13 protein-coding genes are annotated in these 13,941 nt (G+C 62.9%); 9 read left to right on the forward strand and 4 right to left on the reverse strand.

Features of this window, described 5'->3' with window-relative positions:
• The first annotated feature begins 50 nt into the window (after window positions 1-50).
• The 7 genes from NPS58_RS10710 (at window position 51) to NPS58_RS10740 (ending at window position 8,370) form a co-directional block, all read left to right on the forward strand.
• A complete protein-coding gene (locus NPS58_RS10710; RefSeq protein WP_274115314.1) occupies window positions 51-767 on the forward strand; it encodes a response regulator transcription factor in 717 nt (238 codons plus the stop codon).
• Entirely contained in the window at window positions 739-2,193 is a 1,455-nt protein-coding gene (locus tag NPS58_RS10715) for a sensor histidine kinase (protein ID WP_274115315.1), read from the forward strand. Before NPS58_RS10710 ends, NPS58_RS10715 begins: the two co-directional genes overlap by 29 nt.
• A 94-nt stretch (window positions 2,194-2,287) precedes the next feature.
• Window positions 2,288-3,190 (forward strand): cysteine synthase CysM, encoded by a 903-nt coding sequence (gene cysM, locus NPS58_RS10720; RefSeq protein ID WP_274115316.1) that lies wholly within the window; start codon window positions 2,288-2,290, stop codon window positions 3,188-3,190.
• Window positions 3,190-4,548 (forward strand): 23S rRNA (uracil(1939)-C(5))-methyltransferase RlmD, encoded by a 1,359-nt coding sequence (gene rlmD / locus NPS58_RS10725; RefSeq protein WP_274115317.1) that lies wholly within the window; start codon window positions 3,190-3,192, stop codon window positions 4,546-4,548. Before cysM ends, rlmD begins: the two co-directional genes overlap by 1 nt.
• A 99-nt stretch (window positions 4,549-4,647) precedes the next feature.
• Entirely contained in the window at window positions 4,648-6,888 is a 2,241-nt protein-coding gene (gene relA / locus NPS58_RS10730; protein WP_274115318.1) for a GTP diphosphokinase, read from the forward strand.
• An 86-nt stretch (window positions 6,889-6,974) separates the two neighbouring features.
• Window positions 6,975-7,805, forward strand: coding sequence for a nucleoside triphosphate pyrophosphohydrolase (mazG, locus tag NPS58_RS10735; protein ID WP_274115319.1), 831 nt, complete (start codon window positions 6,975-6,977; stop codon window positions 7,803-7,805).
• A gap of 25 nt (window positions 7,806-7,830) precedes the next feature.
• The gene (locus tag NPS58_RS10740) at window positions 7,831-8,370 is read left to right on the forward strand and encodes a DUF2058 domain-containing protein (protein WP_274115320.1); all 540 of its coding nucleotides are present in this window, start codon (window positions 7,831-7,833) and stop codon (window positions 8,368-8,370) included.
• A gap of 45 nt (window positions 8,371-8,415) precedes the next feature.
• Here the strand turns inward: NPS58_RS10740 and NPS58_RS10745 are convergent, their stop codons facing one another.
• The 4 genes from NPS58_RS10745 to purM all read right to left on the reverse strand — a co-directional run bounded on the left by NPS58_RS10745 (window position 8,416) and on the right by purM (window position 11,264).
• Window positions 8,416-8,598 (reverse strand): hypothetical protein, encoded by a 183-nt coding sequence (locus NPS58_RS10745; protein ID WP_274115321.1) that lies wholly within the window; start codon window positions 8,596-8,598, stop codon window positions 8,416-8,418.
• A gap of 235 nt (window positions 8,599-8,833) precedes the next feature.
• Window positions 8,834-9,544: a DUF3108 domain-containing protein gene (locus NPS58_RS10750; RefSeq protein WP_274115322.1), complete on the reverse strand. Its 711-nt coding sequence runs from the start codon at window positions 9,542-9,544 to the stop codon at window positions 8,834-8,836.
• 8 nt (window positions 9,545-9,552) lie between these two features.
• Complete coding sequence (gene purN / locus NPS58_RS10755; protein ID WP_274115323.1) at window positions 9,553-10,206, reverse strand: phosphoribosylglycinamide formyltransferase; 654 nt, start codon at window positions 10,204-10,206, stop codon at window positions 9,553-9,555.
• Complete coding sequence (gene purM, locus NPS58_RS10760) at window positions 10,206-11,264, reverse strand: phosphoribosylformylglycinamidine cyclo-ligase (protein WP_274115324.1); 1,059 nt, start codon at window positions 11,262-11,264, stop codon at window positions 10,206-10,208. The genes purN and purM overlap by 1 nt, the downstream gene beginning before the upstream one ends.
• 342 nt (window positions 11,265-11,606) lie before the next feature.
• Here purM and NPS58_RS10765 point away from each other — a divergent pair, with 342 nt between their 5' ends.
• Both NPS58_RS10765 and NPS58_RS10770 read left to right on the forward strand, forming a co-directional pair.
• On the forward strand, window positions 11,607-12,656 hold the full coding sequence (locus NPS58_RS10765) for a DUF2066 domain-containing protein (protein ID WP_274115325.1): 1,050 nt from the start codon (window positions 11,607-11,609) through the stop codon (window positions 12,654-12,656).
• 27 nt (window positions 12,657-12,683) lie between these two features.
• Window positions 12,684-13,757 (forward strand): AI-2E family transporter, encoded by a 1,074-nt coding sequence (locus NPS58_RS10770; protein ID WP_274115326.1) that lies wholly within the window; start codon window positions 12,684-12,686, stop codon window positions 13,755-13,757.
• Window positions 13,758-13,941: the final 184 nt, after the last annotated feature.

The raw sequence follows: 13,941 nt of genomic DNA on the forward strand, positions 1-13,941 counted from the left end.
GGAAGCAATTACCCAATAATCGCGTGATTGAGAATCGCTAGCACCCGCCAATGAATCCCGTAGCCATTAACGCTTCCAACATTCTTGCCATCGAGGACGATCCCGTCCTGGGGGCCCATTTGCACGAAGAACTGCAGCGTGGCGGCTTCACCGTCACCTGGTGCAAGAACGGTCGCGAAGGGTTGGACATGGCGCGCGGCTCACGTTTCGATGTGGTCCTGATGGACATCCTGCTGCCCGGGTTGAACGGCCTTGATGTACTGGCGAAATTGCGCGAAAGCACCTCGATTCCGGTAATACTGATGTCTGCCCTGGGAGCCGAGGCTGACCGCATCACCGGGTTCCAGCGCGGCGCCGACGACTACTTGCCCAAACCGTTCAGCATGGCCGAGCTCAAGGTGCGGATCGAAGCCATTCTGCGCCGGGTGGCGCTGGAGCGTCTCCGCCTGCAACCGGCCACGCCCGCCACCGGAGAGCTGCAATTCGACGAGCAGGCCAGCGATGTGTGCTGGGGGGAGCAATGGGCCGGGCTGACGCTGAGCGAGTACCGCCTGCTCGACATCCTGCACCGCAGTGATGAAGAGGTGCTGAGCAAGGCCTTCCTTTATCAGCAGGTCTTGCAGCGCGGTTATTCCCGGCACGACCGCAGCCTGGACATGCATGTGAGCCAGATCCGCCGCAAGCTCAAGGCCATCGGCTACCAGGAGCGGGAAGTCCGCACCGTCTGGGGCAAAGGCTATGTGCTCAGCGCCAGCGAGGTCAGCTGAGGTGCCCAACCGTCATTCATTGTTCTGGAAGCTGGCAATTCTGCTGGTCTGCTTCTGCTTGCTGATGATCGGCCTGAGCTGGACCTGGGGCCGGCACATGGAGACCCAGAACGCCTATTTGTCCGATGAAGCCAGGGCCATCCTCACAGGCTATGCCGGCGAAGCCGAGCAGGCCTGGGCGCGGGGTGGGCGCCAAGGGGTCGATGATTGGCTGGCGGCCATGGCCGCCAAGGAATCGACCTGGATGGCGGTGGTCGGCCCTGATCTGCAGTCGTTGAGCAGCACGCCGTTGACGCCTGATCAAAGTCGCAAGATGACTTTCCTGCGCGGTATCGATTGGCCTGTGAGTCGACGGGTAACCGGCCTGCCGTGGATGCGCCTGCCTTTTGTGCAGCATCCGGAGCAGGGGCTTCTGGTCATCGAATTGCCGCAGCGTTTGCTGCCGGGCCAGTACCGCTTGCTCTGGCAGGTAATGACCAACGGCATCATTCCCGGGCTGTTCACCCTGCTGTTTTGCGTGGGCCTGTACCGCATGCTGATCATGCCGCTGATCCAGTTGCGCGAGCAGGCCAATGCCTGGCGTGCCGACCAACTCTCGGCACGGGTGGCCAGCAGCACGACCAGCCGCCAGGACGAACTGGGCGAACTGGGCCGGGCCTTCGATGACATGGCCGAGCGCCTGCAGGGCACCGTGGCCCTTCAGCAACAACTGTTGCGCGACCTCTCCCATGAGCTGCGCACCCCGTTGAGTCGCCTGCGCGTGGCCTGCGAGGGGCAGGGCGATGCCGAGCAGTTGCGTGAGCGCCTGGGCCGTGAAGTCGACTGCATGCAGCGCCTGGTCGAGGATGCCCTGCAGCTTGCCTGGCTCGATACCGAGCGGACGCCGCCGAGCAAGGAGCCGATCCAGGTCCAGGCCTTGTGGGAAATGCTTGCCGAAGACGCCTGCTTCGAAAGTACCTGGCCTGCCAAGCAATTGCATTGCGCCCTGGATGCATCCTGCTGGGTAGAGGGCAATCTCAACAGCCTGGCCCAGGCCTTCGAGAATATTTTGCGCAACGCCATTCGCCATTCACCGGCCAACGGCGTGATCCGCCTGGACGGTCGTCTTCAGGGCGATCACTGGCTGCTCTGGCTTGAAGACCACGGCGGCGGGGTGGCCGAGGCGGATCTGGAGCGAATCTTTGCGCCTTTCACCCGGCTGGATGGTTCGCGCCCCGGGAACGGTGGCTTTGGCCTCGGCCTGAGCATCGCCCGTAACGCCATCGTTCGCCAGGGCGGACGGCTCTGGGCGCAGAACACCGGGCAGGGATTGCGCTTGAATATCCTTTTGCCAGTAGGTGCGGGCTTGCCCCGAGACCAGCGCCCCACCGCGCTTTCGCTGGCAGGGCAAGTCGAACCGTCGCACCGCCGCGCCTGCAGCTTATAGCTGGGAGCTATAACACCAACACATTGCGTGATATGGGCAAAACCGGTTTGCCGGTATGATAGGCGCCCCCGCAGTCTGGATTGCGAACTAAGCCATGACCTTGCAGTACCCAACCATCGCCGATTGCGTCGGCAACACGCCTCTGGTCCGTCTGCAGCGCATTGCCGGCCAGACCAGCAACACCCTCCTGCTCAAGCTTGAAGGCAACAACCCGGCAGGTTCGGTCAAGGACCGGCCGGCGCTGTCGATGATCACCCACGCCGAGCAGCGCGGGCAGATCAAGCCGGGCGACACCCTGATCGAGGCAACCTCGGGCAACACCGGGATCGCCTTGGCCATGGCGGCGGCGATCAAGGGTTACAAGATGATCCTGATCATGCCCGACAACTCCAGTGCCGAACGCAAGGCCGCGATGACGGCCTATGGCGCCGAGTTGATCCTGGTCAGCAAGGACGAGGGCATGGAAGGCGCCCGCGACCTGGCCGATCGGCTGCAGGCCGAAGGCCGTGGCCTGGTGCTCGACCAGTTCGGCAATGGCGACAACCCTGAGGCCCACTATGTGAGCACGGGCCCGGAGATCTGGCGCCAGACCCAGGGCACCATTACCCATTTCGTCAGTTCCATGGGCACCACCGGTACCATCATGGGCTGCTCGCGCTACCTCAAGGAGCAGAACCCGGCCGTGCAGATCGTTGGCTTGCAGCCAATGGAAGGCTCGGCGATTCCGGGTATCCGTCGCTGGCCGGAAGAGTACCTGCCCAGGATCTACCAGGCCGATCGCGTTGATCGGGTGGTCGACATGGCCCAGAGCGAAGCCGAAGAAACCACGCGCCGCCTGGCCCGCGAAGAGGGCATTTTCTGTGGCGTGTCCTCCGGTGGTGCAGTGGCGGCGATGTTGCGCCTGTCCCGCGAACTGGAAAACGCCGTCATCGTGGCGATCATCTGCGACCGTGGCGACCGTTACCTGTCGACCGGCATTTTTGACGCGGCGAACTGATGTCCAAAAGTAAACGTAACAGCGGCTTGCGCTTCCAGCCGGCCGGCGGCAGCCGCACCCCCCAGGTGCCCACCGGCAAGAAGCAGCGCCTGCGTATCGAGCGTCTGGCCGGTGACGGCCGTGGCATTGCCTTCCTCGAAGGGCGTACGTGGTTCGTCAGTGGTGCGCTGGCCGCGGAAGAGGTCGAGGCGCGGGTGCTCAATGCCCATGGCAAGGTCGTCGAAGCGCGCCTGGAGCGCGTCTTCACGGCAAGCCCGGATCGCCGCGAAGCACCCTGCAAGCATTTTGACCGTTGCGGTGGCTGCAACCTGCAGCACCTGCCCCACGCCGATCAACTGGCCCTCAAGCAGCGCCTGCTGGCAGAACAACTGCAGCGGGTTGCCGGCGTAGTGCCCGAGCAGTGGGCGGCCCCGCTCAGCGGTCCCGAGTTTGGCTATCGGCGTCGCGCCCGAGTGGCCGTACGCTGGGATACCAAGGCAAAGAAACTCGAGGTCGGTTTTCGCGCCGAGGCCAGCCAGGACATCGTCGCCATTGATGATTGCCCGGTACTGGTACAACCCTTGCAGTCGATCCTGCGTCACCTGCCGATGCTCTTGCAGAGCTTGAGCAAGCCGCAGGTGGTGGGCCATGTCGAGTTGTTCAGCGGTACGGCAGTCGCCTTGTTGCTGCGGCATACCGGTCCGTTCGGCGAGGGCGACCTGGCGCGGCTGCAGGCCTTTTGCACCGAGGCCGATGCGCAGCTGTGGCTGCAAGGTGAAGGTGAACCTTCACCGGTCGACGCGGGTCAGACCCTGGGCTTCACCTTGGCACCCTGGGCGCTGGAGCTTGCGTACCGACCGGGCGACTTTGTCCAGGTCAATGCGCAGGTCAACACGGCAATGATCGAGCAAGCGCTGGCCTGGCTGGCACCGCAGGCCGATGAGCGCGTACTCGACCTGTTCTGCGGCCTGGGCAACTTTGCCCTGCCGCTGGCCCGGCAGGCGCGTGAAGTTGTGGCGGTCGAAGGTGTGCAGGCGATGGTCGAGCGGGCAGAGGCAAATGCCCGCCACAACAATTTGCATAACACCCGGTTTTTTCAGGCCGATTTATCGCAGCCATTGTCTGCCTCTGGCTGGGCCGCTGGAGGCTTTTCTGCGGTACTCTTGGACCCACCCCGAGACGGTGCTTACGAGGTTGTGCGAAAAATCGCAGACCTGGGGGCGAAACGTCTGGTGTATGTATCGTGCAACCCGGCGACCCTGGCCCGTGACACGCTTGAGCTGGTCAGGCAGGGGTACCGGTTAAAATGTGCCGGGATTCTCGACATGTTTCCTCAGACGGCGCATGTCGAAGCCATGGCGTTTTTCGAAGCGGGCTAGCAAGGCTGGCGCGTTCGGCGCTGCACCTTGGGTCCGGCAGGGGCAGCACCAGTGATATCAAGCGCATTGCGTATGCGCTGTAGGGAAAGGTAAACAAAGATGGTACAGGTGAGAGTGCACCAGCCGGTCAACACCGACGGCAGTATCAATCTCGAAGCATGGCTGGATCATGTGGTGAGCGTCGACCTGGCGCTGGACCGCGAGGCCCTCAAGGGGGCGTGCGAGTTTGCCCAGGAAGTCGAGAAAAAGGGCAATCCGGCCAAGCATTCCTGGGCCGACGGTACTTCAAGCTTCCAGGCCGGCCTGGAAATTGCCGAAATTCTTGCCGACCTCAAGCTCGACCAGGATTCGCTGGTCGCTGCGGTGATCTACCGCGCGGTACGCGAAGGCAAGGTGACCCTGGCCGAAGTCGGCCAGCGCTTTGGGCCGGTAGTCTCCAAGCTTATCGACGGCGTGCTGCGCATGGCCGCGATCAGCGCCAGTCTCAGCCCGCGCCAATCGTTGGTGCTCGGCTCCCAGGCGCAGGTGGAGAACCTGCGCAAAATGCTCGTGGCGATGGTCGACGATGTCCGTGTGGCATTGATCAAGCTGGCCGAGCGAACCTGCGCCATTCGTGCGGTCAAGGACGCTGATGACGAAAAACGTCATCGCGTCGCCCGAGAGGTCTTCGATATCTATGCGCCGCTGGCGCACCGCCTGGGTATCGGCCATATCAAGTGGGAGCTGGAAGACCTTTCCTTCCGTTACCTGGAACCCGACCAGTACAAGCAGATCGCCAAGCTGCTGCACGAACGGCGGCTGGACCGCGAGCGCTTTATCAGCGACGTGATGAACCAGTTGCAGAACGAGCTGCTGGCTACCGGGGTCAATGCCGACATCAGTGGCCGGGCCAAGCACATCTATTCGATCTGGCGCAAAATGCAGCGCAAGGGCCTGGAGTTCAGCCAGATCTACGACGTGCGCGCCGTGCGCGTTCTGGTTCCGGAAATGCGCGACTGCTACACCGCGCTCGGGATCGTGCATACCCTGTGGCGGCATATCCCCAAGGAATTCGACGACTACATCGCCAACCCCAAGGAGAACGGCTACCGCTCCTTGCACACTGCGGTGATCGGCCCGGAGGGCAAGGTGCTCGAGGTGCAGATCCGCACCCACGCCATGCACGAGGAGGCCGAACTTGGCGTGTGCGCGCACTGGCGCTACAAGGGCACCGACGTCAAGCCAAGCTCCAACCACTACGAAGAGAAAATCTCCTGGTTGCGCCAGGTGCTGGAGTGGCACGAGGAGCTGGGCGACATCGGTGGCCTGGCCGAACAGCTGCGGGTCGATATCGAGCCGGACCGGGTGTATGTCTTCACCCCGGACGGTCACGCCATCGACCTGCCCAAGGGCGCCACGCCGCTGGACTTCGCCTACCGGGTGCACACCGAAATCGGTCACAACTGCCGTGGCGCGAAGATCAACGGGCGCATCGTGCCGCTCAACTACAGCCTGCAGACCGGTGAGCAGGTCGAGATCATCACCAGCAAGCACGGCAATCCCAGCCGTGACTGGCTGAACTCGAACCTGGGCTATGTCACCACGTCGAGGGCGCGGGCCAAGATCGTCCACTGGTTCAAATTGCAGGCGCGCGACCAGAACGTCGCCGCCGGCAAGACCCTGCTCGAGCGTGAGCTCAATCGCCTGGGCCTGCCGCAGGTGGATTTCGACCGGCTCGCCGACAAAGCCAACCTGCGCACCGCCGAAGACATGTTCGCCTCCCTCGGGGCGGGCGACCTGCGCCTGGCGCACCTGGTCAATGCGGCCCAGCAACTGGTGGAGCCTGAGCGCAGCGACCACGTCGAGCTGGTACCGCGCAAGGCCACCGGCTACAAGCCGGGCAAGCGCGGCGATATCCAGATCCAGGGGGTCGGCAACCTGCTGACGCAAATGGCCGGCTGCTGCCAGCCGCTGCCGGGCGATGCGATTGTCGGCTACATCACGGTCGGCCGCGGCGTGACCATCCACCGCCAGGATTGCGCCTCGGTCCTGCAACTGGCAGGGCGCGAGCCGGAACGGATCATCCAGGTCAGCTGGGGCCCGGTGCCGGTGCAGACCTATCCGGTGGATATCATCATCCGCGCCTACGACCGTCCGGGCTTGCTGCGTGACGTCTCCCAGGTTCTGCTCAACGAGCGGATCAACGTTCTGGCGGTCAACACCCGCTCTAACAAGGAAGACAACACCGCGCTGATGTCGTTGACCATCGAGATTCCCGGCCTGGATGCCCTTGGGCGTTTGCTGGGGCGGATCTCGCAGTTGCCGAACATCATCGAGACGCGGCGTAACCGTACGCCATAAAGTCGTTTATCGCGGGGCAAGCCCGCTTCCACAATAAACTGTGGGAGAGGGCTTGCCCCGCGAAGCGACCACAGCAGAGAGCAACGATGTACACCCTAGACGACCTGCTCCACCTCATGGCCCGCCTGCGTGACCCGCAGTACGGCTGTCCGTGGGACCTCAAGCAGACCTACGCGACCATCATTCCCTACACTCTCGAAGAAGCCTACGAGGTGGCCGATGCCATCGAGCGCAGCGACTTCGAGCACTTGCAGGGCGAGTTGGGCGACCTATTGTTCCAGGTGGTCTACTACAGCCAACTGGCACGGGAGGAAGGCCGCTTCGAGTTCGCCGGCGTGATCGACAGCATCACCCGCAAGCTGATACGCCGTCATCCGCACGTCTTCCCCACCGGCGAGCTGTATGCGCCGCTGGATACCCCGAAGCTTGACGAGGCCCAGGTCAAGCAGCGCTGGGAAGAGATCAAGGCCCAGGAACGGGCAGAGAAGGGCATTCCCGAGCAGCTTTCGTTGCTCGATGACGTACCCGCTGCCTTGCCGGCCCTGTCCCGCTCCGCCAAGTTGCAAAAACGTGCAGCCCAGGTCGGTTTCGACTGGCCCGATGCGCTGCCGGTGCTCGACAAGGTGCGTGAGGAGCTCGATGAAGTGCTCCAGGCCATGGCCGATAACGACAGTGTGGCGCTGGCCGACGAGCTGGGCGATCTGTTGTTCGCCACCGTCAATCTGGCCCGGCACCTGAAGGTCGATCCGGAAAATGCCTTGCGTGGCGCCAACCAGAAATTTGAACGACGCTTTCGTTTCATCGAACAGGCATTGCGCGACATGGGCCGTCCGATTGAAGATTGCACCCTCGAAGACATGGATGCGCTCTGGGGCGAAGCCAAACGTCAAGAAAAGAACCTGCCCAGCTGCGGCTGAGCTGAAGCACATAAGTGAGTGAACGATGAGCCTTTCCCTTCGCGACCAATTGCTCAAAGCCGGTCTGGTCAACCAGAAGCAGGTCAAGCAGGTCAGTAAAGAACAGAAGAAACAAAAGCGTCTGGAGCACAAGGGCCAGGTCGAAGTCGACGACACCCAGCAGCGCCTGGCCCGCGAAGCCATGGCCGAAAAGGCCAAGCGCGACCAGGAACTGAATCGCCAGCAGCAGGAGAAGGCCGAGCAGAAGGCCCGTGCCGCCCAGGTCAAGCAGTTGATCGAGGTATCGCGCCTGCCCAAGCTGACTACCGAGGACTACTACAACTTCGTCGACGACAAGAAGGTCAAGCGCCTGTCGGTCAACGCCCTGATGCGCAGCAAGCTGAGCAGCGGTTCGCTGGCCATCGTTGCCCACGCTGGCGGCTATGAAGTGATTCCCCGCGAAGCGGCGCTGAAGATCCAGGAGCGCGACCCCAAGCGCATCGTCCTGCTCAACACCCAGGTGGAAGCGCCGGATGCCGATGATCCGTACGCGGCCTATGTGATCCCTGACGATCTGATGTGGTAACAACGACAAACCCCGCCTCGGCGGGGTTTGTGTTTTCTGGAGGGGTTATTCCTGTTGCTGTCTGGCTTCGAGGAATTCCAGTTCGATACGGTAGTTGTGGGCTTCATGTTCATTGTGGAACATGCCGACCAGTTGGTTCTGCTGGTGCACATCCCAGATGCGCAGGCCTGCTGCAAGGCTTTCGTAAGTCATTTTGGATTCGTCGCGCTCAGTTACTTTGACAGTCATCTGCAAACTCCACTTTCAGTTAACTGCGGCACCGTGTCGCAGGTCTCTTTTATAGGGTTTGATAGCTGGCTAAGTAAATGCTTGCCCCATGAAACATCTTTCATGCACCTGCGTGGGAGCGGGCCTGCCCCGCGATGCGATGTGGCTGCTGGATCGCTATCGCGGGGCTGGCCCGCTCCTGCAAACAGGCACAAAAAACCCCGCACTGGGCGGGGTTCGGGATGCTGCGGGTAGCTCAGTTGCCCTTGACCGACTTGCCGTCGACCGTACCGTCCTGCAGCACAATGACGTACTCCTTGCCGTCGGTTTCGACCTGGCGCAGTTGCACCAGCAGGTAGTCCCAGTCCTTGGCGAACCACAGCTCGGTAATGCGCTTGCTCTGGCTCGGGTCGCGTACGCGCTCGACCTTGATGGCATCGACCTGGCCGGTCTTGGTGGTGACTTTTTCGGTGCCCAGGACGCGGAAGTCATAGGTATCGATCTCGTCGCCATCGACCACCTGGTAGCTCACGCTCTTCTTGCCGGCAGCGATGTCATGCTGCAGGGCCAGTTGGTAGGTGGACTTGTCCAGCACGCCACGGTTGAGTGGCAGGTTGATCGCGTCGCCACGGTCGGAGCCGGTGATCTTCTTGCTGGTCCAGTCAAAGTCCAGGTCGACCTTCTTGGCCTTGCCCAGGCCGCCACGTTCGAAGTGGTAGGACTGTGGCAGCAAGGTGTCCTTGTCCAGGCGCAAGGTACTTTGCTCGGTCAGGCTGGCGATCATCATCGATGCCTTGAAGTTGAGGCTCCAGGTACCGTTGGCGTTCTTTTCCAGGCTGCGCTCGGCGGTGCCGCTCATGGGCAGCTGTTTCCAGTCGGCGGTGTAGCTGGCCGAGAAAGGCTTCAGATCAGCTGCCTGCAGCGGCAGTGCGAGCACGGCAAGAGCTAAGAGCAGGGCACGACGCATATTATCTCCTAGGGTCGAATCAAGTGGCCGCTGGCCGCCAGGGGCTGGTCATCCAGTAGAGCACCGTGTTCACCCAGGCGCAAACGGCCTTCGGCGAACCAGCGCACTGCCAGCGGGTAAATCTGATGTTCCTGGCTGTGAACCCTTTGCGCCAGGGTTTCTGGCGTGTCGTCCAACTCTACCGGTATTACTGCCTGTACGACCAGCGGCCCGCCATCGAGTTCCTCGGTCACGAAGTGCACGCTGCAGCCGTGCTCCTTGTCACCGGCCTCGAGGGCGCGTTGATGGGTGTGCAGGCCCTTGTACTTGGGCAGCAGGGACGGGTGGATGTTCAGCAGGCGACCCTGGTAGTGACGGACAAAGCCGGCACTGAGAATACGCATGAAACCGGCCAGCACCACCAGCTGTGGCTGGTAGCCGTCGATCAGTTCCACCAGCGCCGCATCGAAGGCCTCGCGGCCCTCGAAGGCCTTGTGGTCGAGCACGGCGGTGTCGATACCGGCCTGCTGCGCACGCTGCAGGCCATAGGCGTCGGCACGGTTGGAGATGACCGCGCGGATCCGCACCGGGCTGTCGCCGGTGCGGACGCTGTCGATCAAGGCTTGCAGGTTGCTGCCGGTGCCGGACAGCAGCACCACGACATCACAAGGCTTGCTCGGCATCAGTGCGCCTTGACGTTCTTCAGTTCGACCTGGGCTGCGCCTTCGGCGGCAACGCCGATCTGGCCGATGACCCAAGGTTGCTCGCCAGCGCTGCGCAGGACGTTCAGGGCGTTCTCGACCTGGTCCTGGGCCACGCAGATGACCATGCCCACACCGCAGTTCAGCACGCGGTGCATCTCGTGCTCGTCCACGTTGCCTTGCTGTTGCAGCCAGTCGAACACGACCGGACGTTCCCAGCTGGCGACGTCAACAACAGCCTGGGCGCCTTTTGGCAGGACGCGCGGGATGTTGTCGAGCAGGCCGCCACCGGTGATGTGGGCCATGGCCTTGACCGCGCCGGTTTCCTTGATCAGCTGCAGCAGCGGCTTGACGTAGATGCGGGTCGGGGCCATCAGCAGTTCGGTCAGCGGCTTGCCGTCGAGCTGGATGTTTTCGATGTCGGCACCGGAAACCTCGATGATCTTGCGGATCAGCGAGTAACCGTTGGAGTGCGGGCCGGAGGACGGCAGGGCGATCAGCGCGTCACCGGTGGCAACCTTGGAGCCGTCGATGATTTCGGCCTTTTCCACGACGCCGACGCAGAAGCCGGCCAGGTCGTAGTCTTCGCCTTCGTACATGCCAGGCATCTCGGCGGTTTCACCGCCTACCAGGGAGCAGCCTGCCAGTTCGCAGCCCGCGCCGATGCCGGTGACCACGGTGGCAGCGACGTCAACGTTCAGCTTGCCGGTGGCGTAGTAGTCGAGGAAAAACAGCGGCTCGGCACCGCAGACCACCAGGTCGTTGACGCACATGGCGACCAGGTCCTGGCCGATGCTGTCGTGCTTGTTCAGGTTCAGCGCCAGGCGCAGCTTGGTGCCGACACCGTCGGTACCGGAGACCAGAACCGGCTGTTTGTAGCCGGCCGGGATTTCGCAGAGGGCGCCAAAACCGCCCAGGCCGCCCATGACTTCCGGGCGCGCCGTGCGCTTGGCAACGCCTTTGATGCGTTCGACCAATGCTTCACCGGCGTCGATGTCTACACCGGCGTCCTTGTAGCTCAGGGAGGGTTGCTTGCTCATGATCCAGGCCTTTAGGGGGAGGGATTCGGGGGAATCGACCGTGACCTGCCAGGCAAAGCGGGGGGTAATCCAGCTGCCTGACCGTCGCCGGTCTGCGAAGGCGCGCGATTTTATCAGGGTTGCCCGGTAGCGGCCATCCTCAGGCCGACGGCAGGGGCACAGATCAGCTAAAAAAGACGCTTTGACAGCCCGCGACTGGTTGCCGGGGCATAGGCTGTATAAGGTATAGCAAAGGCCATGAGGCGAAATTGCGGCCCTGGCCGAATGTTTTGCAGGGTGCTGCTGTCATACCCGCACATGCCCGTGAGCGTCGCTTCTTTATTATCAGGACAGGAATCCTCCATGCATTTGCGTAATTACCTGGCCGTCGGCTGTCTTGCCTTGTTTGGATTGTCGGCCCAGGCCGAAACCGTCTCGGGCCTCTATCAGGTTCGTGAACCGGTCAATGGCCAGGGGGCCGAAGCCCGCACCGAGGCCACCGGAAAAGCCCTCGAAACCCTCGTGCTGCGCCTGACCGGCGACCCCAAGGCGGCCCAGAGCCCAGCCCTGGCAGGGCTGCGCAAGGACCCGCAGCAGATCATCAGCCAGTTCGGCTTCGAGGCCGGCCCGCCGGAAACCGTGCTGGTGGACTTCGATCCGGGCAGCACCGAGCGCACCTTGCGCCAGGCGGGCCTGGCGCTGTGGGGCAACAACCGGCCGGCGATCCTGACCTGGTGGCTGAACGACAGCACCGAAGGCTCAAGCCTGGTGGGCGATGGCCAGAACAGCGCCGCCCCCCTGCGCCGCGCTGCCCAGCACCGTGGCCTGCCGCTGCGCCTGCCGCTGGCTGACCTGAACGAGCAACTGGTGGCGAACGCCAAGAATCTCGAGGGTGCAGACCCTGCGCCACTGCGCGACGCTTCCGAGCGCTACGGCGCCGACGCCTTGCTGGCGGTGCATGCCAGCGAAGCCGACGGCAATTGGCAGGGCACCTGGCGCTTGTGGCTCGGTGAGCAGCGCGAGCAGGGCAAGGTCGAAGCGGCCGACCAGGCAAGCCTGGCCGATGCGGTCATGCTGGCGGTGAGCAGTCGCCTGGCGCCACGCTTCGTCACCCGTCCCGGTGCCAGCAGCGACATGCAGGTACAGGTCCAGGGCATGAACCTTCAGCGCTACGCCGAGCTGGGTCGGGTGCTGGAGCCCTATGGGGCGCGGATCAAGCTGGTCGAGGGCGATACCATGACCTACAAGGTCACGGGTAACAGCGACCAGCTGCGCGCCCAGTTGGGACTGGCCAAACTGCAGGAGCTGCCCGCCGAGGCGCCGGCCCCTGCGCCAGCTGCCGACCCGGCCAATCCCGGGGCAACCCAGGCGGCAGCCCCCAAACCGTTCAACGGGCTGCGTTTTCGTTGGTAATCGGTGAAACCTGGCCTGGAGCCGTTCATGACTGATATGCGTCGCTGGGTGTGGCTTGGCGTAGCGTTGCTCTGCGCAGCGCTGCTGTACTGGCTGCACCCGATCCTTTCACCCTTCCTGGTCGGCATACTGCTGGCTTATCTGGCCGACCCGCTGGTCGATCGCCTGGAGCGGGCGGGATTGTCCCGCACCTGGGGCGTGGTGGTGGTGTTCACCCTGTTTACCCTTTTGCTGACCCTGTTGTTGCTGGTGCTGGTGCCGATGCTGGCCAAACAGCTGATCCGCCTGTACGAGCTGGCACCGCAGATGCTCGACTGGCTGCAGCATGAGGCCTTGCCGTTCGTGCAGGCGCGCCTGGGATTGGCCGACGGATTCTGGAAGTTCGACAAGATAAAGGCCGCCATCAGCGCGCACATGGGCCAGACCACCGACATTGTCGGCATCATCCTGTCCCAGGCCACGGCGTCGGGGTTGGCCTTGCTGGCCTGGTTGGCCAACCTGGTGCTGATACCGGTGGTGAGCTTCTATCTATTGCGCGACTGGGACCTGATGATGGCCAAGATCCGCGGCCTGCTGCCTCGCCAGCGCGAAGAACGGGCCGTGGCGTTGGCCGGCGAATGCCATGAGGTGCTGGGCGCCTTCGTGCGCGGCCAGTTGCTGGTCATGCTGGCCCTGGGGGTGATCTATGCCTCCGGCCTTATGCTGGTTGGCCTCGAGCTTGGCCTGTTGATCGGCCTGCTGGCGGGCCTCGCGGCCATCGTGCCGTACATGGGCTTCATCGTTGGTATCGGTGCAGCGATGGTAGCGGGGTTGTTCCAGTTCGGTGGCGATCCTTATCCGTTGCTCGCTATCGCCGCGGTGTTCATGGTCGGCCAGGCCCTGGAGGGGATGGTGCTGACGCCCCTGTTGGTGGGCGATCGAATCGGCCTGCACCCGGTGGCGGTGATTTTCGCCATTCTTGCCGGTGGCGAGCTGTTCGGATTTACCGGGGTACTGCTGGCGTTGCCGGTGGCGGCCGTGATCATGGTGCTGCTGCGACACATGCACGACCTCTATAAAGAGTCGGATGTTTACGGCGGTGAAATCGACCCGGATCTCTAGGGTACTGGCCAAGGGCTTGCATCGAATACCCATCGTCGATGCAAGCCTTTGATTTTACTTGTGGTCCGCGCCGATTGTGCGACTGGCGCCACGGGTATAAACTTTGCAGACTTTTCACAAAAGGCCCCTTGTGGTTCTTCGGAACTGCCCAGCCAGCATGAAACCGATCCAGTTGCCCCTAGGT

This window comes from Pseudomonas putida, assembly GCF_028682455.1.
Taxonomy (GTDB): Bacteria; Pseudomonadota; Gammaproteobacteria; order Pseudomonadales; family Pseudomonadaceae; genus Aquipseudomonas; species Aquipseudomonas putida_AA.